General features: G+C 72.4%; 26 protein-coding genes and 1 riboswitch. Of the genes, 10 read left to right on the top strand and 16 right to left on the bottom strand.

The features are described 5' to 3' along the window. Positions 1-413 precede the first annotated feature (413 nt). Together ACZ7L7_RS10205 and ACZ7L7_RS10200 are read right to left on the bottom strand one after the other, a co-directional pair. Complete coding sequence (locus ACZ7L7_RS10205) at positions 414-1652, bottom strand: metallophosphoesterase (protein WP_453601035.1); 1239 nt, start codon at positions 1650-1652, stop codon at positions 414-416. A gap of 96 nt (positions 1653-1748) precedes the next feature. Then, positions 1749-1991 carry an SCO4848 family membrane protein gene (locus tag ACZ7L7_RS10200; RefSeq protein ID WP_285510504.1) on the bottom strand — a complete coding sequence of 81 codons (243 nt, stop codon included), beginning with the start codon at positions 1989-1991 and terminating at the stop codon, positions 1749-1751. A 91-nt stretch (positions 1992-2082) separates the two neighbouring features. Between ACZ7L7_RS10200 and ACZ7L7_RS10195 the strand changes: the two genes are divergently transcribed. Beyond that, positions 2083-3372 (top strand): D-alanyl-D-alanine carboxypeptidase family protein, encoded by a 1290-nt coding sequence (locus ACZ7L7_RS10195; RefSeq protein ID WP_352230186.1) that lies wholly within the window; start codon positions 2083-2085, stop codon positions 3370-3372. Here the strand turns inward: ACZ7L7_RS10195 and ACZ7L7_RS10190 are convergent. From ACZ7L7_RS10190 to ACZ7L7_RS10175, 4 genes are read right to left on the bottom strand one after another with little or no spacing between them, the layout of a single operon-like run. Continuing rightward, positions 3326-4240 (bottom strand): YihY/virulence factor BrkB family protein, encoded by a 915-nt coding sequence (locus ACZ7L7_RS10190; RefSeq protein ID WP_285510506.1) that lies wholly within the window; start codon positions 4238-4240, stop codon positions 3326-3328. The genes ACZ7L7_RS10195 and ACZ7L7_RS10190 overlap by 47 nt on opposite strands. Continuing rightward, on the bottom strand, positions 4228-4698 hold the full coding sequence (locus ACZ7L7_RS10185) for a GtrA family protein (RefSeq protein ID WP_453601040.1): 471 nt from the start codon (positions 4696-4698) through the stop codon (positions 4228-4230). The genes ACZ7L7_RS10190 and ACZ7L7_RS10185 overlap by 13 nt, the downstream gene beginning before the upstream one ends. Next, complete coding sequence (locus ACZ7L7_RS10180; protein WP_472075510.1) at positions 4692-5681, bottom strand: decaprenyl-phosphate phosphoribosyltransferase; 990 nt, start codon at positions 5679-5681, stop codon at positions 4692-4694. The genes ACZ7L7_RS10185 and ACZ7L7_RS10180 overlap by 7 nt, the downstream gene beginning before the upstream one ends. After that, a complete protein-coding gene (locus tag ACZ7L7_RS10175; RefSeq protein ID WP_285510509.1) occupies positions 5674-6216 on the bottom strand; it encodes a phosphatase PAP2 family protein in 543 nt (180 codons plus the stop codon). Before ACZ7L7_RS10175 ends, ACZ7L7_RS10180 begins: the two co-directional genes overlap by 8 nt. 133 nt (positions 6217-6349) lie before the next feature. Here ACZ7L7_RS10175 and ACZ7L7_RS10170 point away from each other — a divergent pair, with 133 nt between their 5' ends. Both ACZ7L7_RS10170 and ACZ7L7_RS10165 read left to right on the top strand, forming a co-directional pair. Next, the gene (locus ACZ7L7_RS10170) at positions 6350-7705 is read left to right on the top strand and encodes an FAD-binding oxidoreductase (RefSeq protein ID WP_285510510.1); all 1356 of its coding nucleotides are present in this window, start codon (positions 6350-6352) and stop codon (positions 7703-7705) included. 26 nt (positions 7706-7731) lie between these two features. Further along, positions 7732-8487 carry a decaprenylphospho-beta-D-erythro-pentofuranosid-2-ulose 2-reductase gene (locus ACZ7L7_RS10165; RefSeq protein WP_285510511.1) on the top strand — a complete coding sequence of 252 codons (756 nt, stop codon included), beginning with the start codon at positions 7732-7734 and terminating at the stop codon, positions 8485-8487. 87 nt (positions 8488-8574) lie between these two features. Here ACZ7L7_RS10165 and ACZ7L7_RS10160 read toward each other — a convergent pair whose 3' ends face one another. Then, positions 8575-9153 carry a 2'-5' RNA ligase family protein gene (locus ACZ7L7_RS10160; protein ID WP_285510512.1) on the bottom strand — a complete coding sequence of 193 codons (579 nt, stop codon included), beginning with the start codon at positions 9151-9153 and terminating at the stop codon, positions 8575-8577. Between the two features lie 139 nt (positions 9154-9292). After that, complete coding sequence (trpS, locus tag ACZ7L7_RS10155; protein ID WP_285510513.1) at positions 9293-10306, bottom strand: tryptophan--tRNA ligase; 1014 nt, start codon at positions 10304-10306, stop codon at positions 9293-9295. Positions 10307-10406: 100 nt separating this feature from the next. Here trpS and ACZ7L7_RS10150 point away from each other — a divergent pair, with 100 nt between their 5' ends. The 4 genes from ACZ7L7_RS10150 to ACZ7L7_RS10135 all read left to right on the top strand — a co-directional run bounded on the left by ACZ7L7_RS10150 (position 10407) and on the right by ACZ7L7_RS10135 (position 13491). Next, the gene (locus tag ACZ7L7_RS10150; RefSeq protein WP_453601049.1) at positions 10407-11006 is read left to right on the top strand and encodes an RNA polymerase sigma factor; all 600 of its coding nucleotides are present in this window, start codon (positions 10407-10409) and stop codon (positions 11004-11006) included. Continuing rightward, on the top strand, positions 11003-11869 hold the full coding sequence (locus ACZ7L7_RS10145; protein WP_285510515.1) for a hypothetical protein: 867 nt from the start codon (positions 11003-11005) through the stop codon (positions 11867-11869). Before ACZ7L7_RS10150 ends, ACZ7L7_RS10145 begins: the two co-directional genes overlap by 4 nt. 168 nt (positions 11870-12037) lie before the next feature. Beyond that, entirely contained in the window at positions 12038-12712 is a 675-nt protein-coding gene (locus ACZ7L7_RS10140; RefSeq protein ID WP_472075506.1) for a hypothetical protein, read from the top strand. A gap of 77 nt (positions 12713-12789) precedes the next feature. Further along, positions 12790-13491 carry a hypothetical protein gene (locus tag ACZ7L7_RS10135; RefSeq protein ID WP_453601053.1) on the top strand — a complete coding sequence of 234 codons (702 nt, stop codon included), beginning with the start codon at positions 12790-12792 and terminating at the stop codon, positions 13489-13491. Between the two features lie 35 nt (positions 13492-13526). Here ACZ7L7_RS10135 and ACZ7L7_RS10130 read toward each other — a convergent pair whose 3' ends face one another. Beyond that, positions 13527-14975, bottom strand: coding sequence for a glycine hydroxymethyltransferase (locus ACZ7L7_RS10130; RefSeq protein WP_285510518.1), 1449 nt, complete (start codon positions 14973-14975; stop codon positions 13527-13529). 34 nt (positions 14976-15009) lie between these two features. Further along, a riboswitch (ZMP/ZTP riboswitch) is annotated at positions 15010-15099 on the bottom strand. A gap of 102 nt (positions 15100-15201) precedes the next feature. Between ACZ7L7_RS10130 and rocD the strand changes: the two genes are divergently transcribed. Then, entirely contained in the window at positions 15202-16407 is a 1206-nt protein-coding gene (gene rocD / locus ACZ7L7_RS10125) for an ornithine--oxo-acid transaminase (protein WP_285510519.1), read from the top strand. 12 nt (positions 16408-16419) lie between these two features. On the opposite strand, the gene ACZ7L7_RS10120 is transcribed toward rocD, so the two are convergent. From ACZ7L7_RS10120 to pdxR, 3 genes are read right to left on the bottom strand one after another with little or no spacing between them, the layout of a single operon-like run. Next, the gene (locus ACZ7L7_RS10120) at positions 16420-17604 is read right to left on the bottom strand and encodes a glutathionylspermidine synthase family protein (RefSeq protein ID WP_453601057.1); all 1185 of its coding nucleotides are present in this window, start codon (positions 17602-17604) and stop codon (positions 16420-16422) included. Between the two features lie 32 nt (positions 17605-17636). Beyond that, complete coding sequence (locus ACZ7L7_RS10115; RefSeq protein WP_285510521.1) at positions 17637-17993, bottom strand: hypothetical protein; 357 nt, start codon at positions 17991-17993, stop codon at positions 17637-17639. A 40-nt stretch (positions 17994-18033) separates the two neighbouring features. Beyond that, positions 18034-19431 carry a MocR-like pyridoxine biosynthesis transcription factor PdxR gene (gene pdxR, locus ACZ7L7_RS10110; RefSeq protein ID WP_285510522.1) on the bottom strand — a complete coding sequence of 466 codons (1398 nt, stop codon included), beginning with the start codon at positions 19429-19431 and terminating at the stop codon, positions 18034-18036. A 53-nt stretch (positions 19432-19484) separates the two neighbouring features. On the opposite strand from pdxR, the gene ACZ7L7_RS10105 reads away from it, so the two are divergent. Both ACZ7L7_RS10105 and ACZ7L7_RS10100 read left to right on the top strand, forming a co-directional pair. After that, positions 19485-19985: a carboxymuconolactone decarboxylase family protein gene (locus ACZ7L7_RS10105; RefSeq protein ID WP_472075608.1), complete on the top strand. Its 501-nt coding sequence runs from the start codon at positions 19485-19487 to the stop codon at positions 19983-19985. Next, a complete protein-coding gene (locus ACZ7L7_RS10100; protein ID WP_471428624.1) occupies positions 19982-20689 on the top strand; it encodes an isocitrate lyase/PEP mutase family protein in 708 nt (235 codons plus the stop codon). Before ACZ7L7_RS10105 ends, ACZ7L7_RS10100 begins: the two co-directional genes overlap by 4 nt. 9 nt (positions 20690-20698) lie before the next feature. Here the strand turns inward: ACZ7L7_RS10100 and ACZ7L7_RS10095 are convergent, their stop codons facing one another. The 4 genes from ACZ7L7_RS10095 to ACZ7L7_RS10080 are packed head-to-tail and all read right to left on the bottom strand — an operon-like array spanning position 20699 to position 26295. Then, a complete protein-coding gene (locus ACZ7L7_RS10095) occupies positions 20699-21652 on the bottom strand; it encodes an ABC transporter substrate-binding protein (protein WP_472075502.1) in 954 nt (317 codons plus the stop codon). A gap of 1 nt (position 21653) precedes the next feature. Then, positions 21654-23588 (bottom strand): ABC transporter permease, encoded by a 1935-nt coding sequence (locus ACZ7L7_RS10090; RefSeq protein ID WP_453601067.1) that lies wholly within the window; start codon positions 23586-23588, stop codon positions 21654-21656. Further along, positions 23588-24766 (bottom strand): quaternary amine ABC transporter ATP-binding protein, encoded by a 1179-nt coding sequence (locus ACZ7L7_RS10085; protein ID WP_471593362.1) that lies wholly within the window; start codon positions 24764-24766, stop codon positions 23588-23590. Before ACZ7L7_RS10085 ends, ACZ7L7_RS10090 begins: the two co-directional genes overlap by 1 nt. Next, complete coding sequence (locus tag ACZ7L7_RS10080) at positions 24766-26295, bottom strand: GMC family oxidoreductase (RefSeq protein ID WP_285510527.1); 1530 nt, start codon at positions 26293-26295, stop codon at positions 24766-24768. The genes ACZ7L7_RS10085 and ACZ7L7_RS10080 overlap by 1 nt, the downstream gene beginning before the upstream one ends. Between the last annotated feature and the right edge of the window lie 38 nt (positions 26296-26333).

The raw sequence follows: 26333 nt of genomic DNA, 5'->3' as shown, positions 1-26333 counted from the left end.
GCGTCACAGTGGTGAAGCCCAGCCCGACAGCGCCGATCCGGACGCCACGGCCCGGGAGTCCCGGCCTGGCAGCAGCGATTCGGACGCCACGGCCCGGGAGCCCCAGCCTGGCAGCAGCGATTCGGACGCCACGGCCCGGGAGCCCCAGCCTGGCAGCAGCCATTCGGACGCCACGGCCCGGGAGCCCCAGCCTGGCAGCAGCCATTCGGACGCCACGGCCCGGGAGCCCCAGCCTGGCAGCCCCGCCCCGGGCGTCGCGGTCCCGGCGTCACAGTGGTGAAACCCAGCCCGGCGGCCCCGCCCCAGGCGTCGCGGTCCCGGAGCCCCCGGACGGCAGCCCCGGCCCGGCCGCCTCGATCCTGGAGTCCCGGTCCCGGCGTCCCGGTCCTCGTGCCCCGGCTCGGCAGCCCCCGTCAGGCCTGGCGGGAGGCCAGTTCGATCACCGTGATGTCCGACGGGGCGCCGACGCGCGTGGGTGGGCCCCAGGCACCGGCGCCGCGGGTGACGTAGAGCTGGGTGTCGCCGTAGCGTTCCAGGCCCGCGAGGGTGGGGTTGGCGGCGGAGGCGATGAGGTTGCCGGGCCAGAGCTGGCCGCCATGCGTGTGGCCGGAGAGCTGGAGGTCCACGCCGTGCTCGACGGCGTCGTGGATCTGCACCGGCTGATGGGCGAGGAGCACGCACGTACGTGCCGGGTCGCGGTCGCCGAGCGCCCTGGCGAAGTCGGGGCCCTGCCCCTCGTCCTCGCCCGCGATGTCGTTGACCCCGGCGAGGTCGAACCAGGGCAGCTCGACGCGGGCGTTCTCCAGCGGCAGCAGCCCGAGCCTGCGCACCTCCTCGACCCACTGCTCGGCGCCGGAGAAGTACTCGTGGTTGCCGGTGACGAAGTACGCGGGCGCGTTCAGCCCGGTCAGCGGCGCCGCCGCCGGGCCGAGGTCCTTCACGCTGCCGTCGACCAGGTCGCCGACGATCGCGACGAGGTCGGGCTGGGTGGAGTTGACCGTGTCGACGACCTTCTGCGCGAAGCCCCGGCCGAGGACCGGGCCGAGGTGGATGTCGCTGACCACGGCGATCCGGTAACCGTGCGCCCGGCGCGGCAGCTTGGCCAGCGGCACGGTGACCCGCTTCACACTCGGCCCGTTCAGCACCCCGTACGTGCCCACGCCGACGGTCGCCACGGCCGCCGCCGCCGCGGCGCCGCCGACCACCCGGGAGACGAAGAGGCGGCGGGAGGGAGCGGGAGCCGCGGGCTCCGGAGCGGCGGCCTCGGACTCGGGTTCGCTCGTCCCGGCCGCGCCCACCTGCACCGGCTCCGCCTGCCGCACCGCCACCTCGGCGGGCCGCCGCCGTGCCGGCCAGCGGCGCAGCAAGGGCCGTACCGCCTCGCCCACCAGCAGCCCCAGCAGCAGGTAGATCGACAGCGCCAGCCACAGGAACCCGGGCCAGGCCAGCGTCCGCTGGAGCCAGAAGGGCGCGCCGGTGCGCTCGGCCACCAGCGCGCCGAACGCCATCAGCCAGCCGCCGGCCACCAGCGCGGCGCCCGCGCGGCGCCCCCAGCCCGGCCCCCTGGTGGTGTCGCGGAACAGACGGCGCCACACGTACCAGTTGCCGGTCACCAGGACCGCCAGCGCGAGCACTGCGAAGACGATGACCACGTGAGTCGTTTCCCTCTGTTCTCGGGGTCCTTGGGGTCCGGCTGCCTATGAGGGCTGCTTACGGGCGCTGCCTATGAGTGCTGTTTACGAGCGCGCCTATGAGGTCTGGCGCAATGCGCGCAGTCCACGCAACCCGATGCCCCCGACGACCGTCCCCAATACGAAGGAGACCACCGCGAGCAGCAGGTGCACCCAGAAGTAGCCCGTCGGGTCGCCCGCGTCGTCGAACGCGAGCCCGCTGCCGTCCTTGACGAGGTTCTTGACGAAAGTGATCCAGATGACCCAGCTCCACACCCCGAAGGCGAGCAGGAACCAGGAGACGGGGCGGCTGAGCTTCATACGTTCAGTATCACCGGCGCGTGTCCGGTTCCGCGGCCGGGGTGGGGGCCGGGGCACGACGTCCCCTGCCGTGCCCTGTACGTTCTCGTCCGTGTCCGCACCCCAGAAGACCACCAGGCGCTCGCTGCTGGTCACTTCCGCCGTTCTGTCGTCCCTCGCGCTGACCGCGCCCGTCTCCTACGCGGCCCCCAGCCCGTCGCCGTCCGCCACTCCCCCGGCGAACATGTCGACGGTGGGCGGCGAGCGGCTCGGGCAGCCGGGCACCCAGGTCAATCTGGCGAGCGGGGTGCCGGTCCTGCCCAAGGACCTGTCCGCGCGGTCCTGGATCGTCGCCGACGCCGAGTCCGGCGACGTACTCGCGGCGCACAACGCGCACTGGCGGCTGGCCCCCGCGAGCACGCTGAAGATGCTGTTCGCCGACACCCTGCTGCCGAAGTTCCCCTCCTCCACCGAGCACAAGGTGGTCCCCTCCGACCTGGCCGACGTGGGTGCCGGCTCCAGCATGGTCGGGGTGAAGGAGGGCGAGACCTACACCGTCCACGACCTGTGGCTCGGTGTCTTCCTGGCCTCCGGCAACGACGCCGTGCACGTGCTGTCGAAGATGAACGGCGGCCTCGACAAGACCGTGGCGGAGATGAACGAGCACGCCGAGGAGCTGCAGGCGCTCGACACCAACGTGGTCTCCCCCGACGGCTTCGACGCCCCCAAGCAGGTCTCCTCCGCCTACGACCTCACCCTGTTCGCCCGCTCCGGCCTGCAGAAGAAGGACTTCCGCGAGTACTGCTCGACGGTCAGCGCGAAGTTCCCGGGCGAGACGAAGAAGAACAAGAAGGGCAAGAAGGTCCGTAAGTCCTACGAGATCCAGAACACCAACCGGCTGCTGCGCGGTGACGTCGACGTTCCGGTCTACGAGGGCATCGCGGGCGTGAAGAACGGCTTCACCAGCAAGGCCGGTACCACCTTCACCGGCGTCGCCGAGCGGGACGGCCGGGTGCTTCTGGTGACGGTCATGAACCCGCAGAAGAAGGTCAGCAACGAGGTCTACAAGGAGACCGCCAAGCTCCTCGACTGGGGCTTCAAGGCGTCCGGCAAGGTCGAGCCGGTGGGTGAGCTGGTGCCGCCGAAGAGCGTGTCGCAGGCGAGCGCGCAGCCGGGTGCCAACCCCTCCGGTGCCGCTTCGGGGTCGGGCAAGGGCTCGGGCGAGGCCGGTGGCTCCGAGGCCTCCGACAAGCCGGGCGTGGGCGCCGCGTCCGAGAGCGGCTCCAGCGGCATCGGGATCGCGTTCGCGGTGACGGGCGGGCTGCTGGTGCTGCTCGCGGCGGGCGCCTACCTGGTCAACCGCCGCTGGCCGCTGCCGGATCTGGTACGCCGTCGGCGCTGACGTCCGCGTCCTGCTCGTCCCCCTTGCCGGGCGTGGCCGTCCAGGCGGCGCAGAACACCACGAGTTTCGCGGTGAAGTTGATCCACAGCAGCAGGGCGACCGGCACCCCGAAGGCGCCGTACATGCTCTTCGTGGCCACGCCCTGCATATAGCCGCTGAGCAGCAGTTTCAGCAGTTCGAAGCCGATCGCGCCGATCAGCGCGGCGACCAGCAGGCGGCGGCGCGGCGGCTCCACGCGGGGCAGCAGGGTGAGGACGTAGAGCAGCAGCAGGAAGTCGGCGAAGACGGCGACCGAGAAGGCGGCGACCCTGAGCAGGACGCCGCCCCAGCCGCCTTCGTCGAGGCCGAGTTCGCGGGTGATCCAGCCGACCAGCGCGGAGGCCACGGTGGACACGCCGAGAGTGAGCAGCACGGCGCCGCCCAGGCCGACGAGGACGCCCGCGTCCTTGACCTTGCGCAGGAGGGGGTTCTCCTCCGGGTCCTCCAGTTCCCACACCGCGCGCAGGCTGTCGCGCATGGAGCCGACCCAGCCGATGCCGGTGAACAGCAGCAGGACGCCCGCGATCAGGCCGATGGTGCCGGCGTTGGCCACCAGTCCGTCGATGTTGAGCTTGTCGGCGATCCCGGGCACCTGGTCGGCGATCTTGTCCTCCAGCTTGTCCTGCTGGTCCCGGCTGAGGGTCGCGGCGGCGACGGCGGCGGCCACGGCCAGCATCGGGAACAGCGCCACGAAGCTGGTGAAGGTCATCGCGGCGGCCAGCATCGTCCACTTCACGCGGTCCATGCGCTCGTACGACCGCCACGCGTGCGTGGTCATCAATCGGGCGGCGAGCGGTCCCACGACGGGGAGCTTTTTCAGCCAGTCCATGATCCGACTCTCCCCTCGTGGCGGAAGACCCATGTCCGGGTTCCCCAGAACCGCAGAACAGTCGCCAGGGCCATCCCCACTCCGGCGCCCGAGACGATGTCGGCGCGCCGGGAGGTGAGGCCGAGGCCGTAGTGGCTGACGGCGAGACAGAGCAGTTGCACGGCGGCTCCGGCGATGTTGACCGCGAAGAAGACGGCGTAGGGGCGCAGGCCCCGGGGGCGGGTGTGCCGGTAGGTGCCGAGCGCGTTGCCCGCGTAGGCGACCGAGCAGCCCGCGACGAAGGCGATCGCCTTGGCGGTGAGCGGGTTCAGGCCGCCGGGTCCGCGCAGGGCGACGAACAGGGCGGTGTCGACGGCGTAGGCGAGCAGTCCGGCGGCGGCGAAGCCGAGGAGTTCACGGCGGTGGGGAACGGCGGGGGGCGCGCGGGTCGGGCTGGGCGCCGGGGGCGTGCTCACCAATTCGCCACCGCCAGCGCGTACATGGCCATCCAGACCAGCGCGATCAGCGCGAGGGCGCGGTCGCGCAGGACGACCTCCTCGGGCTCGCCCGCGGTGCCGCGGTCGGCGAAGACGGCGTAGCGCAGGACGGCGAGGATGAAGGCGACGACCGACAGCTGCCGCCAGGGCAGCACGCTGGTGTGTGGCACGCCGCCCTCCTCCAGGGCCCACAGGCAGTACCCGAGGACGGCGACCCCGGCCGCGAGCTGCCAGACGAAACGCAGGTAGCCGGTGGTGTACTCGGTGAGCAACGCGCGCGTGGCGCCCGCTTTCCCGGCCATCTGCACGGCCTCCGAGTAGCGCTTGGCCGCCACCATGAACAGCGCCCCGAAGCCGGTCGTGATCAGGAACCAGCGCGAGAGCGGGATGCCGAGGGCGAGCCCGCCGACCATGGCCCGCATCAGGAACCCGGTCGTGACGACCACCAGGTCGACGACGAGGACGTGCTTGAGGCTGACGCAGTACGCCAGTTGCATGCCCAGGTAGGCCGCGAGCAGGGCGGCGACGAGGGGGGTGCTCAGCCATGCCGCGGCGGCCGGGGCGAGCACGGCGAGGGCGCCGCCGACGGCGTAGGCGACCGGTACGGGCACCTGTCCGGCGGCGACCGGGCGGTGCCGTTTGGTGGGGTGCGCGCGGTCGGCCTCGGCGTCACGGGCGTCGTTGATCAGATAGACGGCGGCGGCGCACGCGGTGAAGAGGACGAACACCAGCGCGAGTTGGGTGAGCGCGCGGGTGGTGAACAGCTCTCCGGCGGCGGCCGGGGCGGCGACGACCAGGACGTTCTTGACCCACTGCTTGGGGCGTGCGGTGCGCAGCAGGCCGCGCAGGAGACCGCGGGAGGGGGGCGGGGTGCCGTCGGCGCGCGGGGGCGTGCGCTGTCCGTGGAGCGCGGGTTCTCCGGTGGTAAGGGCGGTCGTGCCCGCGAGAGGCGCGGCCTCAGTCATGCACGCCCCCTCGCATCCAACGCGCCCCGACCCGCGCCGTGAGCGCCCCCAGCACGGCGCCCGCCGCCACGTCGGAGGGGTAGTGCACGCCGACCACCAGCCGGGAGAGGCACATGGCGGCGGCGAGGGGAGGGAGGGCGAGGCGGGGCACGGCTGCTGCGCCTGGCGCACGGCCTCCGGCGCGCGCCCCCAGCATGCCGAAGGCGACCGCGGCGGCGGTCGCGGAGGTCGCGTGGGAGCTGGGGAAGGAGTGGCGGCCCGCGGTGCGCACCAGGGGTACGACGTGCGCGGGGCGCGGGCGGCGCACCACCCTCTTCACACCCATGCTGACGAGGTGCGCGCCCGCGGTGAGCGCCGTTCCGCGCAACCAGGCGCCGCGCCGGGCGCCGTCCACGGCGGCTCCCGCGAAGCCCGCCGCGAGCCACAGGGCGCCGTGCTCGCCGGCCCAGGACAGGGCACGGGCGGCACCGGCCACGCGCGGGTCGCCGCCGTACGCGCGCAGCGCCGAGAGGATTCGGTCGTCCAGGTGGTCCATGTGGACTCACTGTTCACGCCCACCCGGCCGGAACACCGGCAATATTGAGCGACATCCCATTAATCACCCATTTCGGGGAGGAAAGGGATGTTTCACGACAACTCATCAACAGTACGGCGATACGGTCGCCGACATGTCTGCCGACACCGTTCCCGTCACAGGATGGGGCCGTACCGCCCCCACCAACGCCCGTGTGATCCGCCCCCGGACGTTCGAGGAGGCCGCGGCGGCCGTCCGTGGCTGCGGGACCCGGGGCGGCATCCCGCGCGGCCTGGGGCGGGCGTACGGGGACGCCGCGCAGAACGCGGGCGGCGCCGTGATCGACATGACGGCCCTGGACCGCGTGCACGCCATCGACGCCGACGGCGGCACCGTCCTGTGCGACGCGGGCGTCTCCCTGCACCGCCTGATGCAGGTCCTACTGCCTCTCGGCTGGTTCGTGCCGGTGACCCCGGGCACCCGCCAGGTCACCGTGGGCGGGGCGATCGGCGCGGACATCCACGGCAAGAACCACCATGTCTCCGGCTCGTTCTCGCGGCACGTCCTGTCCTTCGAACTGCTCACCGCCGACGGCGAGATCCGCACGGTCAGCCGCGGCACGCCGCTGTTCGACGCGACCGCGGGCGGCATGGGCCTGACGGGACTGATCCTCACCGCCACGCTCCAGCTCCTGCCGGTCGAGACCGCCCTGATGTCGGTGGACACCGAGCGCGCCGCCGACCTCGACGACCTCATGGACCGGCTCACCGCCACCGACCACCACTACCGCTACTCGGTCGCCTGGATCGACCTGCTGGCCCGCGGCGCCGCCACCGGCCGCGCCGTCCTCACCCGTGGCGACCACGCCCCCCTGGACGCCCTGCCGACGGGCACGCGCGCGTACCGGGACCCGCTCGCCTTCCGCCCCGCCCGGCTGCCCTCCCCGCCCGCCCTGTTCCCCGAGGGCCTGCTCACCCGCCGCACGGTCGGCCTGTTCAACGAGTTCTGGTACCGCAAGGCCCCACACGCTCGTGCCGGCGAGCTCCAGCCGATCTCCGCCTTCTTCCACCCCCTCGACGGCGTCCCGCACTGGAACCGCGTCTACGGCCGCGGCGGCTTCGTGCAGTACCAGTTCGTCGTCGGACACGGCCAGGAGGAGGCCCTGCGCCGGATCGTGCGGCGCATCTCGGAGCGCCGCTGCCCGTCCTTCCTGGCCGTCCTCAAGCGCTTCGGGGACGCCGACCCCGGCTGGCTGTCCTTCCCCGTACCGGGCTGGACGCTGGCGCTGGACATCCCCGCGCGCCTCCCCGGCCTCGGCGCCTTCCTCGACGAACTGGACGAGGAGGTGGCCGCGGCCGGCGGGCGGGTCTATCTCGCCAAGGACTCCCGTCTGCGGCCCGAACTGCTCGCCGCGATGTACCCGCGCGTGGCCGACTTCCGGGCGCTGCGCGCCGAGGCCGACCCGCGCGGGGTGTTCACCTCGGACCTGTCACGCCGTCTCGGCCTCTAGGGCCGCCGTCCCCGCAAGGAGCCGCAATGAAGGACGCCTTCGGCCTCCCCCAGTCCCTGCTCGTCCTCGGTGGAACGTCCGAGATCGCGCTCGCCACCGCCCGCCGCATGATCGCCCGCCGCACCCGTACCGTGTGGCTCGCGGGCCGCCCGACGCCCGCCCTGGAGGACGCGGCCGAGCAGTTGCGCGCCCTGGGCGCCCAGGTGCACACCGTCGCCTTCGACGCGCTGGACACCGAGTCCCACGAGTGGGTGCTCGGCAAGGTCTTCGCCGAGGGCGACATCGACCTCGTGCTGATGGCCTTCGGCATCCTCGGCGACCAGGCCCAGGACGAGCGCGAGCCGCTGGCCGCCGTGCGCGTCGCGCAGACCAACTACACCGGCGCGGTCTCGGCGGGCCTGATCTGCGCCCGGGCCCTCCAGGCACAGGGCCACGGCTCCCTGGTCGTGCTGTCGTCCGTGGCCGGGGAGCGGGCCCGCCGCGCCAACTTCATCTACGGCTCCAGCAAGGCGGGCCTCGACACCTTCGCGCAGGGCCTGGGCGACGCCCTCCACGGCACCGGCGCGCACGTCATGGTCGTACGCCCCGGCTTCGTCCGTTCCCGCATGACGGCCGGAATGGCGGAGGCGCCCCTGGCCACCACTCCGGAAGCGGTGGCCACGGCCATCGAACTGGGCCTGCGCCGCCGCTCGGAAACGGTGTGGGTCCCCGGCACCCTGCGCGTGGTGATGTCGGCCCTCCGCCACATGCCGAGGCCGCTGTTCCGACGCCTGCCGATGTAGGGGCGCGGTGGCACGTCCTCAAGGGCCGCGACCGGCCCCCACGCAGCCACGGACAAAGGCCGACGTGAATCCGGTCAGCCGACGGAGCTAACTCGCGGGAATGGACCCGCGCTCCACCGGCGAGGCCTGCGGCGGCACCACGGCACCGCCGAAGGCGAACTCCCGCAGCTTGCGCCACACGCCGTCCGCGCCCTGCTCGTAGAGCGCGAACCCGGTGCAGGACCACTCGGCCTCGTAGTCGGCGAGTTCCTCGTAGGCGCGGTCCATGGCCGCCTCGTCGATGCCGTGCGCGACGGTGACGTGCGGGTGGTACGGGAACTGGAGCTCGCGCGCCACGGGCCCGGACGCGTCCCGGACCCGCTTCTGCAGCCAGGAGCAGGCCGCGGCACCCTCGACGACCTGGACGAACACGACGGGCGACAGGGGCCGGAAGGTCCCTGTGCCGGACAGCCGCATCGGGAACGGCCGCCCCGACGCCGCGACGTCCATGAGGTGCGCCTCGACCGCCGGCAGCAGCGCGCCGTCGATCTCGGTCGGCGGCAGCAGCGTGACATGCGTGGGGATACCGTGAGCCGCGGCGTCGCCGAAGCCCGCGCGCCGCTCCTGGAGCAGGCTGCCGTGAGGCTCCGGGACCGCGATCGACACGCCGATCGTTACGGTCCCCACGTCGTCTCCTGTCGTCGTGACGGTCGGTTCTGTCAGCCGTCGGCTATCGACTGTACGGCCACGGCTGTGCCGTGGGCAGGCGCGGCCGTGTGATGTGCAGCGCTCTGCCCAGTAGTACGTATGTGCGGTGTGGACTGCCTCAGTGTTTGGCGGGCAGGAAGCCGACCTTGTCGTAGGCCAGCGCCAGCGTCTCCGCGGCGACGGCCCGCGCCTTCTCCGCACCCTTGGCCAGGATCGAGTCGAGCGTCTCCGGGTCGTCCAGGTACTGCTGGGTCCGCTCCCGGAAGGGCGTCACGAACTCGACCATGACCTCGGCGAGGTCGGTCTTCAGCGCACCGTAGCCCTTGCCGTCGTACTTCTGCTCCAGTTCCGCGATTCCTGTGCCCGTGAGGGTCGAGTAGATCGTGAGCAGGTTGCTGATGCCGGGCTTGTTCTCGGCGTCGTAGCGGATGACGGTGTCGGTGTCGGTGACCGCGCTCTTGACCTTCTTGCCGGTGGTCTTCGGCTCGTCGAGGAGGTTGATCAGGCCCTTCGGCGTGGACGCCGACTTGCTCATCTTGATCGACGGGTCCTGAAGGTCGTAGATCTTCGCCGTCTCCTTCAGGATGTACGGCTTGGGCAGGGTGAAGGTCTCCCCGAAGCGGCCGTTGAAGCGCGTGGCGAGGTCGCGGGTCAGCTCGATGTGCTGGCGCTGGTCCTCGCCGACGGGGACCTCGTTGGCCTGGTAGAGCAGGATGTCGGCGACCTGCAGGATCGGGTACGTGAACAGGCCGACGGAGGCCCGGTCCGCGCCCTGCTTGGCGGACTTGTCCTTGAACTGGGTCATGCGGCTGGCCTCGCCGAACCCGGTGAGGCAGTTCATGACCCAGGCGAGCTGGGCGTGCTCGGGGACATGGCTCTGGACGAAGAGCGTGCAGCGGTCCGGGTCGAGTCCGGCCGCGAGGAGCTGGGCGGCGGCGAGCCGGGTGTTGGCGCGCAGGTCCGCGGGGTCCTGCGGGACGGTGATCGCGTGCAGGTCGACGACCATGTAGAACGCGTCGTGGGTCTCCTGCAGGGCCACCCACTGGCGGACGGCGCCGAGGTAGTTGCCGAGGTGGAACGAGCCTGCGGTGGGCTGGATTCCGGAGAGCACGCGGGGTCGATCAGAGGCCATGCGGACCATTCTCTCAGGTTCCAGGACCCGATCCGGAACCTGTCGAAATCTGATCTGACACAGGTGGGAACCGATCCGTCTCCTGCGGTGTAACAAGGGTGTGAGAACGCGGGAGGGGGGCCGCATCGTCGATGAGGCCGCGGTGATCGCCCGGGTACGCGCCGGAGAGCCGGAGGCGTACGCGGAGCTGGTGCGTGCCCACACGGGCATCGCGCTGCGGGCGGCAGCCGCACTCGGCGCCGGTGCGGACGCGGAGGACGTGGTGCAGCAGGCATTCGTCAAGGCGTACTGCGCGCTGGGCCGGTTCAAGGACGGCTCGGCGTTCCGGCCGTGGCTGCTGTCGATCGTCGCCAATGAGACGAGGAACACAGTGCGTACGGCGGCCCGGCAGCGCACGCTCGCCGGCCGTGAGGCGGCCCTGGCGGAGGCCGAGCCGCTGATACCGGAGTCGGCGGACCCGGCGGTGGCGACGCTGCGGACGGAGCGCCGCGCGGCCCTGCTGGCGGCGCTGGAGCAGCTGAGCGAGGAGCACCGCCTGGTCGTCACCTACCGCTATCTGCTGGAGATGGACGAGCCGGAGACGGCCCAGGCCCTGGGCTGGCCCCGCGGGACGGTGAAGTCCCGTCTCAATCGCGCACTGCGCAAGCTGGGCAGACTGCTGCCGGACTTCGAGCCCGGGGAAGGGGGTGAAGGAGCATGAGCGACAGGCGCGAGCCGTACGACGGTGACGGCGGCCCGGGGCTGCCCGAGGAGCTGCGTTCGCTCGGCAGGTCCCTGGACCGGCCCGGGGCGGACGGTCCCGAGACGATGGTCGAGCGGGTGCTGGGGCAGATACTCGCCGAGAGTCTGCCGGTGCCGGTGGCCGAGCCCGCCCGGCCCGGGGAACGGCTGCGGTCGGCGCGCCGGTGGACCCGGGTGCGGTGGCGTTCGCTGACGGTGACGTTCTGCGGCCTGCTCGCCGTGCTCGTGCTCACTCCCCCGGTGCGGGCGACGGTCCTGGACTGGTTCGACTTCGGCGGCGTCGGGGTCCGCTACGACCCTTCGGCGCGTCCGACGGCGAGCGCCGAGGTGATCCGTTGCGAGCGCTCGGAGTCGGTGTCGTTGGCGCGGGCCGAGCGGCAGGCCGGGTTCGCGCCCGCCGTGCCGCCGGCGCTGGGCAGGCCGGACGCGGTGACGGTGACCGAGGAGCCGGACGGGCGGTTCCTGGTGAGCCTGTGCTGGCAGGAGGGCGGCGGGACGGTCCGGTTGGACGAGTTCCCGGAGCGTCTGGACATCGGCTTCGTCAAGACCGTGCGGGAGCAGCCGGAGTTCATCGCCCTGGGCGACACCTCGGCGCCGGACCCCGCGCTGTGGTTCGCGCGGCCCCATCTGCTGAGTTTCTGGCTGGTGGGCGAGGACGGCTCCCCGCACACCCGGAAGGAGCGCACGGCCGGACCGACGCTGCTGTGGACGCACGGGGCGGGCACACCGGACGGCGAGACGCTCACGCTGCGCCTGGAGGGCGTGCCGTCGAAGGAGCGGGCGGTGGAGATCGCGAAGTCGCTGAAGAAGTCCTCCGAATAGTCGGTCGCGGGTGGGAACCCCGGCGGGTCGAGCGGTGTACCAGAAGTGACACGCGGCCCGCGGACGGGCCGCTCGGCGATCGACTGTTCGGGGGTTCGGATGCGCGGGCGAGTACGCGGTGGGACGGGCGTTGGGCGTCGACTGGCGGCGCTGACCGGGGCGTTGACGGTGACGCTGGGGATGTGGGTGTGGGGCGCGGCACCCGCGTCGGCCGGAGGGCCGACGAGTGCGTTCCTCTCCTCTCCGGCGACCGGGGAGACGGCGGGGCTGTACTACTCGGACCGGGAGTACACCGAGCTGGACTCCCTGCTGGAGGCGGGCGCGCTCGGCGCCCCGCCCGACGGGGCGGTGGCGGACCGGGGCATCACCGTCACCTGGCTCATACACGACACCGAGCCCTGGCGGATCGACCGGATCTACCCGGTGACCCGGGGCGAGGACGTCTGGGTGTACCGGTCGATGGAGCTCACCGATCAGACGAAGGGCAGCTGGCACCGCGCCTCCGAGCCCGAGCGGCTCCGGGAGCTGCTCGTCGACGTGGGTGTGATGGGCGAGCCCGCGGGCGGCGAGGATCTGTCGGCCTTCTCGCTCCGGGAGATGTACCGGTCGACCCAGGAGGACGGCCCCGTGGCCGAGCCCTCGGCGCCGACCACGCCGTCACCCCGGCCCCTGGAGTCCGCGCGGGCGGGCGAGGACACCGACTGGTGGTGGGCCCTGCCCGGCGGCGCGGCCGGGGCGGCACTGGCGCTGACGGCACGGCCCCTGGCGGGTCGGCTGGGGCTGGGCGGCCGGAAGGGCGGGCCGGGTGAACAGGGACCGCGGCAGGAGCTGCTGGACGCGTGAGCGCCGCGGGCGGACCGGATCGGCCGGAGCGACGGGATCAACGGGATCGACGGGAACAGGGAAGAGGACCAGGACGGATGAGCGGCTCGGGGAGGCTGACGGTGGCGCGGCTCGCGCTGCTGGGGCCGGTGGCGGCGGCGCTGGCGCTGTGCGGCGGGGTGCGGGCGGCCGTGGCGGACGACGGCGCGACCCGGCCGCCGGACATCGCGATCGTGGTAGCTGGCGGGGCGGGGCAGCCGACGGCGGTGCCGTCCGGCGAGGAGCGGTTCGCCCAGCTGTGGGAGCTGATGAAGCCCTCGTTCAACGGGACGGAGCCGGTGCCCGACGCCTGGCGCGAGGGCAAGCACCCCCCGGTGCGGATCAGTGTGGTGTGGGGGCTGACGGGCGTGGGCGGCTGGCCCATGACCGGCAGCATCCCGGGCGGGGACGTGGCGATCGAGCGGCAGGACGAGCTGGTCGTCGCCGAGGACGGCACGCCCTGGGTGCGCTCGGACCCGGCACCGGAGGTCGAGGACGACGACATCCGCTGGCACCGGGCATCGCGCTCGCTCTACGAGCGCATGGACCGGGCCGGGCTGCTGGGCGAACCGGTCCGCGGCATGGCACCCGAGGCCGACGACCCGGGACCGGCGCCGGATACCCGATGGTGGGCGGCCGGGGGCCTGGCCGTGGGCCTCGCGTCCGGTGCCGGGGGCACGCTGGCGATACGCCGCGCGGCGGCCCGGCGGGAGGCCGGACCGCCGCGTGAGGGACCGCGTCAGCAGCTCATCGATCTGTGAGAGTCATCGTTCCTTGACAACTCAACAGGGCGTTTTCAGCCGAGGTCGATCTCGGGGTAGAGCGGGAACCCGGCCACCAGGTCGGTCGCCCGGCGGGAGATCTCGTCCGCGATCTTCGCGTCGAGGACATGGGCGGCCTTGGAGGGGGCGCCGGACTTGGTGGTGCCGGGCTGCGCGGTGGTCAGGACCCGGTCGATGAGACCGGCGACCTCGTCCATCTCGGCGGTGCCCAGACCGCGGGTGGTCAGGGCGGGGGTGCCGATGCGGATGCCGGAGGTGTACCAGGCGCCGTTGGGGTCGGCGGGGATGGCGTTGCGGTTGGTGACGATGCCGGACTCCAGCAGCGCCGCCTCGGCCTGGCGGCCGGTCAGTCCGTAGGAGGTGGCCACGTCGATCAGGTTCAGGTGGTTGTCGGTGCCGCCCGTCACCAGGGTGGCGCCGCGGCGCATCAGGCCCTCGGCGAGCGCGCGGGAGTTGTCGACGATGCGCTGGGCGTAGTCCTGGAAGGAGGGCCGGCGGGCCTCGGCCAGGGCGACGGCCTTGGCGGCCATGACGTGCGGGAGGGGGCCGCCGAGGACCATGGGGCAGCCGCGGTCGACCTGGTCCTTGAGGGAGTCGTCGCACAGGACCATGCCGCCGCGCGGGCCACGCAGCGACTTGTGGGTGGTGGTGGTGACGATCTGGGCGTGCGGGACCGGGTCGAAGTCGCCGGTGAGGACCTTGCCCGCGACGAGGCCGGCGAAGTGGGCCATGTCGACCATGAGGGTCGCGCCGACCTCGTCGGCGATCTCCCGCATGATCCGGAAGTTCACCAGACGGGGGTAGGCGGAGTAGCCCGCGACGATGATCAGCGGCTTGAACTCACGGGCGGAGGCGCGCAGGGCGTCGTAGTCCAGCAGGCCGGTGGCGGAGTCGGTGCCGTAGGAGCGCTGGTCGAACATCTTGCCGGAGATGTTCGGGCGGAAGCCGTGGGTGAGGTGGCCGCCGGCGTCCAGGGACATACCGAGCATGCGCTGGTTGCCGAAGGCCTGGCGCAGTTCGGCCCAGTCGGCGTCGGAGAGGTCGTTGACCTGGCGGACACCGGCCTTCTCCAGGGCGGGGGCCTCGACACGGGCGGCGAGCACCGACCAGAAGGCGACGAGGTTGGCGTCGATGCCGGAGTGCGGCTGGACGTAGGCGTGGCGGGCGCCGAAGAGCTCCTTGGCGTGCTCGGCGGCGAGCGACTCGACGGTGTCGACATTGCGGCAACCGGCGTAGAAGCGGCGGCCGATGGTGCCCTCGGCGTACTTGTCGCTGAACCAGTTGCCCATCGCCAGCAGGGTCGCCGGGGAGGCGTAGTTCTCGGAGGCGATCAGCTTGAGCATCTCGCGCTGGTCCTGGACCTCCTGCCCGATGGCGTCGGCGACGCGGGGCTCCACGGCGCGGATCACATCGAGCGCGGCGCGGACGGCGGTGGATTCGGGGGAAAGGGGCTGCTCGGGCATGTCGGCCTCCGGACGGCGTGGCGTTCAGCGTTCACGGTTCGGCCCAGGCGCACGGCACACAGTCACGACCGGGCCGCTCCCCGATGGTCGGTCCCATCCCAGCGCGCCAGTCACGGCCCGCTGATCAGCCTACCGGGCGCGCCGTCGGGTGAAGGTCCCGCGTCCACCATCCGAGCAAGGATAGGAAGGGGGTCCCGCTTGTCTTCCGGTGTCTTCTGGAGGTCCCGTGAGCACTACGGAAACCCTCATCGCCGCCGCCGAGGCGCACGGCGCGCGCAATTACGCGCCGCTGCCGGTCGTCGTCGCCTCGGCCGACGGGGCGTGGATGACGGATGTGGAGGGCCGGCGCTATCTGGATCTGCTGGCCGGCTACTCGGCGCTGAACTTCGGGCACCGCAACCGGCGGATCATCGAGGCGGCGAAGGCGCAGCTGGAGCGGGTGACGCTGACCTCGCGGGCGTTCCACCACGACCGGTACGCCGCGTTCTGCGAGCAGCTCGCGCAGTTGTGCGGCATGGAGATGGTGCTGCCGATGAACACCGGCGCGGAGGCGGTGGAGACCGCGGTGAAGACGGCCCGGAAGTGGGGGTACCGGGTCAAGGGCGTGCCCGCGGAGATGGCGAAGATCGTGGTGGCGGGCAACAACTTCCACGGCCGGACGACGACCCTGATCAGTTTCTCCACGGACCCGGAGGCCCGGGCGGACTTCGGGCCCTACACGCCGGGGTTCGAGATCGTGCCGTACGGGGATCTGACGGCGATGCGGTCGGCGCTGAGCGAGAACACGGTGGCGGTGCTGCTGGAGCCGATCCAGGGCGAGGCGGGGGTGCTGGTGCCGCCTCAGGGGTATCTGTCGGCGGTGCGGGAGCTGGCGCGGGAGCGGAACGTGCTGTTCGTGGCCGACGAGGTCCAGTCCGGGCTCGGGCGGACAGGGCGGACGTTCGCCTGTGAGCACGAGGGTGTCGTGCCGGACATGTATGTGCTGGGCAAGGCACTCGGGGGCGGGGTGGTGCCCGTGTCGGCGGTGGTGTCGTCGGCGGAGGTGCTGGGGGTGTTCCGGCCCGGGGAGCACGGCTCGACGTTCGGCGGGAATCCGCTGGCCTGCGCGGTGGCGCTGGAGGTGATCGCGATGCTGCGCACAGGCGAGTTCCAGGAGCGGTCCGCGCGGCTGGGTGAGCGTCTGCACCGTGAGCTGGCGGCGCTGGCGGACGGCGAGCGGGTCACCGCGGTGCGCGGGCGCGGGCTGTGGGCGGGCGTGGACATCGCCCCGAAGCACGGCACCGGGCGTGAGGTGTCGGAGCGGCTGATGGACCGGGGTGTGCTGGTGAAGGACACGCACGGGGCGACGATCCGGATCGCGCCGCCGCTGGTGATCTCCGAGGAGGACCTCGACTGGGGGCTGGCGCAGCTCGCGTCCGTGCTGGAGGGCTGAGGCCCCCACGGCTCAAAGGATCACGTGCGGGAGGAAGCGGGCGTACTCGTCGGTGACCAGACCCGCCGACTCGCGGATGCCGAGGCCCGCCGACTCGTCCTCGACGACCCAGGCGCCGAGGACGACGCGGTTGCCGTCGAACTCGGGCAGCGGCGCCAGCTCCTGGTAGCAGCAGGGCTCGTCGCGGACGACCGGGTCGGCGCCGGGTTCGTGGACGGTGATGCCCGCGCCCTCGCGGCCGAGGAGCGGCTTGGCGACGTAGCCGGTGGTACGGGCCAGGGCGCGGGGGCCGTCGAGGTGGGCGGGGAGCAGGTTCGGGTGGCCGGGGTACAGCTCCCAGAGGACGGCCAGGAGGGCCTTGTTGGACAGGAGCATCTTCCAGGCCGGTTCGATCCAGAGGGTGGATCCGGTGCCGCCGCCGTTGTCGAGGGTGTCCAGGACGTGGTCGGCGAAGCGGTCGGTGGTGAGCCACTCCCAGGGGTAGAGCTTGAAGCAACTACGGATGAAGCGCAGCCGGTTGTCGACGAAGCGGCCCGAGAGGCGGTCCCAGCCGATCTCCTCCATGGAGATCCAGTCGGTGTCCAGGCCGGCCTGGTCGGCGGTCTCCTTGAGGTAGGCGACCGTCATCAGGTCCTCACCGAGTTCGTCGGCGGAGGAGTGCGCGAAGTACAGGGGACTGCCGGGCGGGAGCAGGGCTGACTGCTTCTTCCAGGCGTCGACGAGGCGTTCGTGGAGGGAGTTCCACTGGTCGGCGCCCGGGAAGCGCTCCTCCATCCAGAACCACTGCGGAGAGGCGGCCTCGACCAGGGAGGTGGGGGTGTCGGCGTTGTACTCCAGCAGCTTCGCGGGGCCGCGTCCGTCGTAGCGCAGGTCGAAACGGCCGTAGACGGAGGGGAGTTCGGCGCGGCGCTGCCAGGCCTCGGTGATCGCGGCGACCAGACGCGGGTCGGTGATGCCGAGGTCGGCGAAGCGGTTGGCGCCGACGATGTGGTCCGCGGCCCGCAGGCACATGCGGTGCAGTTCCTCGACGACCTCCTCCAGCGCCTCGACCTCCTCCAGGGAGAAGACGTAGTAGGCGCTCTCGTCCCAGTACGGGCGCAGGGAGTTGTCGGGGTAGCGGGTGAGCGGGTAGATCAGCCCCTGTTCCTCGACAGTGCGCTGCCAGTCGGGGCGGGGGGTGATGGTACGGCGTTCCATGTCGGGCGTCCGGGGTCCGTCGGGTGTCCGGCTCAGCCGCCGCCGCTGCCGGAGCCGGAGCAGCCGAAGCCGCCGCGGTCGACGGCCTCGGTGCGGCTGAAGGTGCCGTACTCGGCGTAGCCGTTGTCGACCTCGGCGTCGTAGTACCAGGCGGCGTCGGTGCCGCCCCTGCCGTTGCGCTTCTTGCCGCTGGAGCCGTAGGAGGAGCCCGAGGAGCCGGACTTGCAGTTCTTGTCGGCGATGACCTTGTAGCCGTCCCAGGTGTAGCTGTCGCGGTCGACACAGCGGCGGTCGGGCTCGGAGCCGCAGGAGGTCAGGGCGGCCGCGACGACTCCCATGCCGCCGAGCACGACGGTGCTGGACCGCAGTCGGCGTTTCGTCTCAGCCATGTCCTGTCTCTCCCCCGGGTACGTCGGCTGGTCGATCACCTTACGGCAGCACCCGGCACAGGGCCTCCAGGGCCCCCGCCCATGCGTGGTCCGGGGGTGTGGCATAGCCGACGACCAGGGCGTCGAGGGGCTCGGCGCAGGCGTGTTCGTGGCGGAAGTGGGCCAAGCCGTGCAGGGACAGGCCCTGCCAGTGGGCGGCCTGGACGACGGTCGCCTCGGTGCCGGGCGGCAGGCCCAGGACGGCGTGGAGTCCGGCGGCGATGCCGGTGACCCGGACGTCCGGGGCGCGTTCGGCGAGGGCGGTGACCAGGGCGTCGCGGCGGCGCCGGTAGCGCAGCCGGGAGGCGCGGACGTGGCGGTCGTAGGCGCCGCGGTCAAGGAACTCGGCCAGGGTCAGCTGGTCGAGCACCCCGCAGGTGTCCACGTCGCCCTTGGCCGCCGCCACCGGCTCCACCAGGGCGGGTGGCAGGACCAGCCAGGCCAGGCGCAGGCCGGGGGCGAGGGCCTTGCTGGCGGTGCCGAGGTAGACGACATGGTCGGGGTCCAGGCCCTGGAGGGCGCCGACGGGCTGGCGGTCGTAGCGGAACTCGCCGTCGTAGTCGTCCTCCAGGATCAGACCGCCGGTGCGGCGGGCCCAGTCCACGACGGCTGTGCGCCGGGCGCGGTGCAGGGCGGTGCCCATGGGGAACTGGTGGGCGGGCGTGAGCAGTACGGCGGCCGCGTCCCGCAACTCGGACGGGTCGGTGCCCAGTTCGTCGAAGGACAGCGGGGTCGTCGTCAGGCCGGTTCGGGTGAGGACCTTGCGGTGTTCGGGGAGGCCGTAGGACTCGACGGCGATCGTGCGGGCGCCGCGGGCCTGCAGGACGGTGCCCAGCAGGCGCAGGCCGTGGGCGAAGCCGGCGCAGATGACGATGCGTTCGGGGTCGGCGAGCACTCCTCGGGCGCGGGAGAGGTAGCCCGCGAGGGCGGTGCGCAGTTCGATGCGGCCGCGTGGGTCGCCGTAGCCGAGGACGTCGTGGGGGGCCGCGGTCAGGGCGCGGCGGGCCGCCTTGAGCCATTCGGCGCGGGGGAAGGCTGCGAGGTCGGGGGTGCCCGCGGTCAGGTCGTGAGCGGGGCGGTGGCGCGCGCGGCGGGCGGGGACGGCGGCGGTGGGGGGTGTGGAGCGGTCCTCGGCGACCCGGGTGCCCGAGCCCTGGCGGGCGGTGAGCCAGCCCTCGGCGACGAGGTCGGCGTAGGCGTCGGCGACGGTGTTGCGGGCGATGCCGAGGTCGGCGGCGAGGGAACGGGAGGACGGCAGCCGGGTGCCGGGGGTGAGCCGGCCGGTGCGGACGGCCTCGCGCAGCGCGTCGGTGAGGCCCCGGCGCAGTCCCGGTCCGGTGGCCGGTTCGAGATGGAGGTCGATACCCAGGGCTCCCGAAGTGGCCCATGTGTCTGCCATGGAAATGGACCATACCTCTGGGCTTTTCGGTTCGTAGGGTCGAGGGCATGACGATGACCACCGATCACACCGCCCCTGTCGAGTACGCGCCCGAGCATGCCCCTCGAATGAACTGGTCCGAGCATGTGCCGGAGGTCTACAAGGCCATGGTCCGGCTGGACGCGGCCGCCCGGCGGGGTATGGACCCGAAGCTGCTGGAGCTGGTGAAGATCCGCGTCTCCCAGATCAACCACTGCGCGTTCTGCCTGGACATGCACACCAAGGACGCGCTCGCCGCCGGGGAGAGCGTGGAGCGGATCGTCCAGCTCTCCGCCTGGGAGGAGTCGGCGCACTTCTACACCGAGAAGGAGCTGGCGGCCCTCGCCCTGACCGAGGCGGTCACCGTGCTCACGGACGGGTTCGTGCCGGACGAGGTGTGGGCGAGGGCGGCCGCCCACTTCGAGGAGGCCGAGCTGGCCCAGCTGCTCGCCTCGATCACGGTGATCAACGCGTGGAACCGTTTCGGGGTCAGCTGCCGGATGGTTCCGGGCCACTACGTGCCGGGCCGGCGATGACCGACCGCGTGGAGGTGTTCCGGGCACTGCACCGGCGCCCGGAGGGGGACCCGCTGATCCTGCCCGGCCCCTGGGACGCGGCGAGCGCGCGGGCGCTGGAGGCGGCCGGGTATCCGGCGCTGGCCACGCCCAGTGCCGGGGTGGCGGCCTCGCTGGGGTACGAGGACGGGCACACTCCGGCAAAGGAGATGTTCGCGGCCGTGGCGCGCATCGCACGGGCCGTGGACGTGCCGGTGTCGGCGGATGTCGAGGGCGGCTACGGGCTCGCGCCGAGGGAGCTGGTGGAGCGGCTGCTGGAGGCCGGGGTCGTCGGCTGCAACCTGGAGGACTCCGAGAACGGGGTGCTCAAGGACCCGCGGCGGCACGCCGACTGGCTCGCCGAGGTGTGCGCGGCCGCCGGGGACGAACTGTTCGTCAACGCGCGCGTCGACACCTTCGTCCGGGGTGTCGCGGATCCCGAACAGGCCATTGAGCGGGCGGTGTTGTACAGCGCGGCGGGTGCGCAGTGCGTGTATCCGATCGCCGCGCCCGTCGATGTACTGCCGCTGCTGCGGGCGGAGATCGAGGGACCGATCAACGCGATCGCCCGGATCGGCGAGGGCCCCTCGCCCGCCGAACTGGGCGAGCGGGGGGCCACGCGGATCACCTTCGGGCCCTACCTTCAGCGGCGGGCGGCGGAGGGGATCGCCGGGCTGCTGGGGTAGCAGGTTGGGTCAGGGCAGCCACGTACGCCAGGTGGACTCGTGGCTGTCCACCCACTTCTTCGCCGCCTCCTCGGGGCTCAGCTTCTGGTCGGCGATCATGAGGGAGACCTCGTTCTGGTCCTCGGTGGTCCAGCGGAACCTCTTCAGGAAGGCGGACGCGTCGCCGCCGTCCTGGGCGAAGCTGGCGTTGAGGTACTTCTGCAGCGGGGTGCGCGGATAGGCGCAGGCGACCTTCGCCGGGTCCGCGTCGCAGCCCTCCTTGTAGGCGGGGAGCTTCACCTCGGTCATGGGGACCTTCTCGAACAGCCACTGGGGGGCGTACCAGTAGGTCAGGAAGGGCTTCTCCTCCTTGGCGAACTGCTTGATCTGGGTGATCTGGGCGGCCTCGGAACCGGCGAAGACGACCTTGTAGTCGAGGTTCAGGTTGTTCACCAGCGCCTTGTCGTTGGTGACGTAGGAGGGCGAGCCGTCCAGCAGTTGGCCCTTGCTGCCGCTCTCGGGGGTGCGAAGCTGCCCGGCGTACTTGTTGAGGTTCTTCCAGTCGGTGACGTCGGGGTGCTGTTCGGCGAAGTACGTCGGGACGTACCAGCCGATGTGGCCGGTGACGCCGAGGTCGCCGCCGTTGACGATCGTCTTCTTGTCCCGGACGTAGCGCTGTTCCTGGTCGGGGTGGCCCCAGTCCTCCAGGATGGCGTCGACGCGGCCCTGGCTGAGCGCGTCCCAGGCGGGGACCTCGTCGACCTGGACGGTGTCGACCCGGTAGCCGAGTTCGTGCTCCAGCAGGTACTGGGCGACGGCCACGTTGGCCTGGGCGCCGACCCAGGACTGGACGGACAGGGTGACCGTGCGGGCGCCCCGGGCGTTGGCGAAGGGCGACGCCTGTGTGGTCATGTCGGCGGCGCCGCAGCCGGTGAGCAGCAGCAGTGCGCCGAGCGCGGCGCCAGTGGCGATGCGAATCCGCATGTCAGGCTCCCTTCCTCGTCGGCTGCGTGACCCGGTCGAGCATCAGGCCCAGACAGACGATGGCGGCACCGGCCACCAGGCCCGTCGCCAGATCGCCCTGGGCGAGGCCGAACACGACGTCGTAACCGAGGGCTCCGCCGCCGACCAGGCCGCCGATGATGACGACGGCGAGGACCAGGACGACGCCCTGGTTGACGGCGAGCAGCAGGGAGCGGCGGGCGAGCGGGAGCTGGACCTGCCACAGCTGCTGGAACGGGGTGGCGCCGAGGGAGCGGGCCGACTCCAGGGCGGCGGGGTCGACCTGGCGCAGGCCCTGCGCGGTGATACGGACGACCGCGGGCAGGGCGTAGACGACGGCGGCGGCGACCGCGGGGGCGCGGCCGACGCCGAACAGGGCGACGACCGGGATCAGGTAGACGAACTGCGGCATCGTCTGGAAGACGTCCAGCACCGGGCGCAGCAGGCGTTCGACGCGGTCGCTGCGGGCGGCGGCGATGCCGGTCGCGAAGCCCAGGAACAGGGTGACGGCGACGGCCGCGAGGACCTGGGACAGGGTGTCCAGGGACGGCTCCCACACGCCGAGCACGCCGATCGCGGCCATGGCGCCGGTCGCGGTGAGCGCGGTGCGCCAGGTGCCGATCAGCCAGGACAGGGCGGCGACCACGAGCAGCACGGCCCACCAGGGCAGCCACAGCAGGCCGTCGCGGACGGGGTCCAGGACCCAGGTGGTGAAGTGGCCCGCCCATGCGGCCGTGCCGCCGATGACGGGGACGCCGGAGTAGAGGTGGGCGGTCATCCAGTCGACGGCCCGGTTGACCGGCTCGGCGATCCCCAGCACCCAGACGTCTGGCCAGTCGAGCCGGTTCATGAGGCGTCCGGCGACCGCGACCGCGAGGGCGCTGACCAAGGCGTACGCCCACAGCGCGGGGCCGCGGTGCGCGGTGCCGTCGGTCGCGGCGCCCACGGCGGCGGTGACGCGGTCCAGGACCACCGCGAGCAGCACGATCGGGATACCGGCCGCCAGGGCGGCGCCGACGTCGACGGAGGCCAGCGCCTGGTAGACGCGGTCGCCGAGTCCTCCGGCGCCGATGACGGAGGCGATGACGGCCATGGACAGCGCCATCATGATCGTCTGGTTGACGCCGAGCAGGAGTTCCTTGCGGGCCAGCGGGATGCGGGCGGTGAGCAGCCGCTGGCGGGCGGTGGCGCCGAGGGAGTCCACCGCTTCCAGTACCTCCTTGTCGGCGCCGCGCAGGCCCAGGGCGGTGAGCCGGGCCATGGGCGGGGCGGCGTAGACGACGGTGGCCAGGACGGCGGCGGGGACGCCGATGCCGAAGACCAGGACGACCGGGAGGAGGTAGGCGAAGGCAGGCAGGACCTGCATGGTGTCCAGGACCGGGCGCAGGGCGCGGTCCAGCCGGTCCGACAGGCCCGCGGCGAGGCCCAGGAGCGCGCCGACGGCGACCGACGCGAGGACGGCGACCACCATCAGGGCGAGGGTCTGCATCGTCGGCACCCACATGCCGAGCGCGCCGCAGGCGAGGAACGCGGCGGCGGTGCCGAGGGCGAGCCGGGCTCCGGCCACGCGCCAGGCGATCAGGGCGGCGAAGGCGGTGGTGCCGGCCCAGCCCGCGGCGAGGAGGAGCAGATAGACGGCGCGTACGGCGAGCACGACGGCGTTGCTGACGTGGCCGAGGACGTACAGGAACAGGGGGTGGCTGTCCCGGTTGTCGATGATCCAGGTGCTGGCGTCGGTGAGGGGGGTGGTGAGGTCGAAGGTGAGGGCGGTCGGCCAGGTGCCGCTGGCCCAGCGGGTGTGGGCGAGGGGGACGAGGAGCGCGGCGAGGAGGGTCAGGGCGAGGAGTTTGCGGGCGGGGGCGCCGCGCAGCACCCCGGGTATCGCCGTGCGAGGGGCGGTTGTGGTGACGGTGGCCATCACACCAGCTCCTCGCTGGGGCCGGCGGTCGGGGGTGGGGTCGCTGGTCCGCGCTCGGCGGGTGCCGCTGCGCCCACCCGTGCCGCCTGGGGGTCCCCCCAGGCCCTTGAGGCACTGGGGGAGGCACTACTGCCCGCAGCTGCGTCAGAAGAAGGACCCACCCCGGCTATCACGTTCAGCAACGCCTCCGCGTCCACCACCCCCACGCACCGCCCCTCCTCCACGACCCGGGCCGCAGCCCCCGCTCGGGCCACGGCCTCGACGGCCTCGGAGATCGTCGCCGTCGGGGGGATCGCGGGGCCGCTGCCCGCCTCGTCGGCCGTGGCGGGGCGCATGGCGGTGTGGACGGTGAGGACCTGGTCGCGGGGGACGTCGCGGACGAATTCGCGGACGTAGTCGTCGGCCGGGGAGCCGACGATCTCCTCGGGGGTGCCGAGCTGGACCACCCGTCCGTCGCGCATGAGGGCGATGCGGTCGCCGAGTTTGAGGGCCTCGGACAGGTCGTGGGTGATGAAGACCATGGTGCGGCCCTCCTCCCGGTGCAGCCGGACCACTTCCTCCTGCATGTCCCGCCGGATCAGCGGGTCCAGGGCGCTGAAGGGCTCGTCGAAGAGCAGCACCTCGGGGTCGACGGCGAGCGCCCGCGCGAGGCCCACGCGCTGGCGCTGGCCGCCCGAGAGCTGGCTCGGCCTGCGCTGCTCCATGCCCTCCAGGCCGACCTTGGCGACGACCTCGGCGGCCCGCGCGCGCCGCTCGGCCTTGCCGATGCCCTGGATCTCCAGGCCGTAGGCGACATTGTCGAGGACCGTGCGGTGCGGCAGGAGGCCGAAGTGCTGGAAGACCATCGCCGCGCGGTGACGGCGCAGTTCGCGCAGCCGGGACTTGTCCATGGCGCGCACGTCCTCGCCGTCGATGGCGATGGTGCCGGCCGTGGGCTCGATCAGCCGGGTCAGACAGCGCACCAGGGTGGACTTGCCCGAGCCGGACAGGCCCATCACGACGAAGACCTCGCCCTTGCGGACGTCGAAGGAGACGTCCCGGACGGCGGCCGTGCAGCCGGTGCGGGCGCGCAGCTCGGCGGGGTCGAGGGCGGCGAGTTCGGGGTTCGCGGGGACGTGGGAGGCCTTGGGGCCGAAGACCTTCCACAGGCCGTCCACCGCGAAGACGGGGGTACTCATCACGCGTCACCGCCGATCAGGTCGACGGCGCGCTCCCCGACCATGAGCACACCGATCATCGGGTTCACGGCCGTCATGGTCGGGAAGACGGAGGCGTCGGCGATCCGGATGCCCTCCAGGCCCCGGATGCGCAACTGGGGGTCGACGACCGCCAGTTCGTCATCGACGGCGCCCATGCGGCAGGTGCCGGCCGGGTGGTAGACGGTGTGGGCGACCTTGCGGGCGTACTCGCTCAGTTCGGCGTCGCCGAGGACCTCGGGGCCCGGGCACACCTCCCGCTTCAGCCAGCTCGCGAGCGGCTCGGTCCGCGCGATCTCGCGGGCGACGCGGATGCCGTCGACCAGGGTGCGGGCGTCGTAGTCGTCCTCGTCGGTGAAGTACCGGAAGTCCAGGGCGGGTTTGACCGAGGGGTCCGGGCTGGTCAGGTAGAGCCGTCCGCGGGACCTGGGCTTGGGGATGTTCGGGGTCATGGAGACGCCGAACTCGGGCCGCCGGTAGCCCAGTCGCTCCGGGTTGTCGGTGAAGGGGATCTGGTAGAAGTGGAACATCAGGTCGGGGCCCGGCTGTTCGGGGTCGCGGCGCACGAACAGGCCCGCGTCGGAGTCCATCGCGGAGTTCTCCGGGATGGGGCCGTGGGTCTCCCAGACGATCACCGACTCGGGGTGGTCGAGCAGGTTCTCGCCGACGCCCGGCAGGTCGAGGGCGACGGGTATGCCGAGCGCCTCCAGGTCCGCGCGGGGCCCGATACCGGAGTGCAGCAGCAGGCGCGGGGAGTCGACGGCGCCCGCGCACAGCAGGACCTCGTTGCGGGCGCGGACCAGGAACTCCGTACCGTCCTTGGCGCGGACGTGCACGCCTTCGGCGCGGGTGCCGTTCAGCTCCAGCTTGTACGCCCAGGTCTCCAGCAGGAGCGTGAGGTTGGCGCGTTCGTCCATCACCGGGTGGAGGTAGGCCACCGAGGCGGAGGAGCGCTTGTTGTTCTCCGGGTGGTAGGCGAGGTCGAAGAAGCCCACGCCCTCGGTGAACGGCTTCTTGTTGAAGCCCTCCACGCGCGGGACGCCGAGTGCCGCCTGGGCGGCGTCGACGAAGTCGCGGGCGATGGCGTTCCGGTCCTTCTCGTCGACCGGGACGATGTTGTTCAGCAGCCGGGCGTAGTACGCCTCCATGGGCACCGCGCCCCACCCCTTGGCGCCCGCCTCCTCCCACTCGTCCCAGTCGGAGGGCAGCGGCTTGAAGGCGATCAGGGTGTTGTGGGAGGAGCAGCCGCCGAGGACGCGGGCGCGGCTGTGCCGGATGTGGGAGTTGCCGCGCGGCTGTTCGGTGGTGGGGTAGTCGTAGTCCAGTTCGCCGCCGAGCAGGCCCATCCAGCGGCGCAGGGTGAGGACGTCGTCGCGGCCGGCGTCGCTGGGGCCGCCCTCGATGACGGCGACGGTGACGTCCGGGTTCTCGGTGAGCCGGGAGGCTATGACGGACCCTGCGGTGCCGCCGCCGATGACGACGTAGTCGTAGACATGGGTGTTCTCGGGCATGGGGGGTTGCTCCAGGAAGGTCGGTCGGGGCGGGCGGT

The organism is Streptomyces sp. NPDC110618, assembly GCF_055657065.1.
The sequence above is the reverse complement of the archived record's forward strand: the minus strand, read 5'-3'. Positions and strand labels throughout refer to the sequence as shown.

Bases quoted from the DNA above. Each gene is read 5' to 3' on its own strand.
- ACZ7L7_RS10135 (WP_453601053.1), top strand. From the start codon at position 12,790: ATGAGCGGCTCGGGGAGGCTGACGGTGGCGCGGCTCGCGCTGCTGGGG.
- ACZ7L7_RS10090 (WP_453601067.1), bottom strand. From the start codon at position 23,588: ATGGCCACCGTCACCACAACCGCCCCTCGCACGGCGATACCCGGGGTG.
- ACZ7L7_RS10200 (WP_285510504.1), bottom strand. From the start codon at position 1,991: ATGAAGCTCAGCCGCCCCGTCTCCTGGTTCCTGCTCGCCTTCGGGGTG.
- ACZ7L7_RS10095 (WP_472075502.1), bottom strand. From the start codon at position 21,652: ATGCGGATTCGCATCGCCACTGGCGCCGCGCTCGGCGCACTGCTGCTG.
- ACZ7L7_RS10115 (WP_285510521.1), bottom strand. From the start codon at position 17,993: ATGGCTGAGACGAAACGCCGACTGCGGTCCAGCACCGTCGTGCTCGGC.
- ACZ7L7_RS10120 (WP_453601057.1), bottom strand. From the start codon at position 17,604: ATGGAACGCCGTACCATCACCCCCCGCCCCGACTGGCAGCGCACTGTC.
- ACZ7L7_RS10170 (WP_285510510.1), top strand. From the start codon at position 6,350: ATGTCTGCCGACACCGTTCCCGTCACAGGATGGGGCCGTACCGCCCCC.
- ACZ7L7_RS10180 (WP_472075510.1), bottom strand. From the start codon at position 5,681: ATGACTGAGGCCGCGCCTCTCGCGGGCACGACCGCCCTTACCACCGGA.
- ACZ7L7_RS10130 (WP_285510518.1), bottom strand. From the start codon at position 14,975: ATGCCCGAGCAGCCCCTTTCCCCCGAATCCACCGCCGTCCGCGCCGCG.
- ACZ7L7_RS10175 (WP_285510509.1), bottom strand. From the start codon at position 6,216: ATGGACCACCTGGACGACCGAATCCTCTCGGCGCTGCGCGCGTACGGC.
- pdxR (WP_285510522.1), bottom strand. From the start codon at position 19,431: ATGGCAGACACATGGGCCACTTCGGGAGCCCTGGGTATCGACCTCCAT.
- ACZ7L7_RS10080 (WP_285510527.1), bottom strand. From the start codon at position 26,295: ATGCCCGAGAACACCCATGTCTACGACTACGTCGTCATCGGCGGCGGC.
- trpS (WP_285510513.1), bottom strand. From the start codon at position 10,306: ATGGCCTCTGATCGACCCCGCGTGCTCTCCGGAATCCAGCCCACCGCA.
- ACZ7L7_RS10085 (WP_471593362.1), bottom strand. From the start codon at position 24,766: ATGAGTACCCCCGTCTTCGCGGTGGACGGCCTGTGGAAGGTCTTCGGC.
- ACZ7L7_RS10105 (WP_472075608.1), top strand. From the start codon at position 19,485: ATGACCACCGATCACACCGCCCCTGTCGAGTACGCGCCCGAGCATGCC.
- ACZ7L7_RS10190 (WP_285510506.1), bottom strand. From the start codon at position 4,240: ATGGACTGGCTGAAAAAGCTCCCCGTCGTGGGACCGCTCGCCGCCCGA.
- ACZ7L7_RS10145 (WP_285510515.1), top strand. From the start codon at position 11,003: ATGAGCGACAGGCGCGAGCCGTACGACGGTGACGGCGGCCCGGGGCTG.
- ACZ7L7_RS10100 (WP_471428624.1), top strand. From the start codon at position 19,982: ATGACCGACCGCGTGGAGGTGTTCCGGGCACTGCACCGGCGCCCGGAG.
- ACZ7L7_RS10165 (WP_285510511.1), top strand. From the start codon at position 7,732: ATGAAGGACGCCTTCGGCCTCCCCCAGTCCCTGCTCGTCCTCGGTGGA.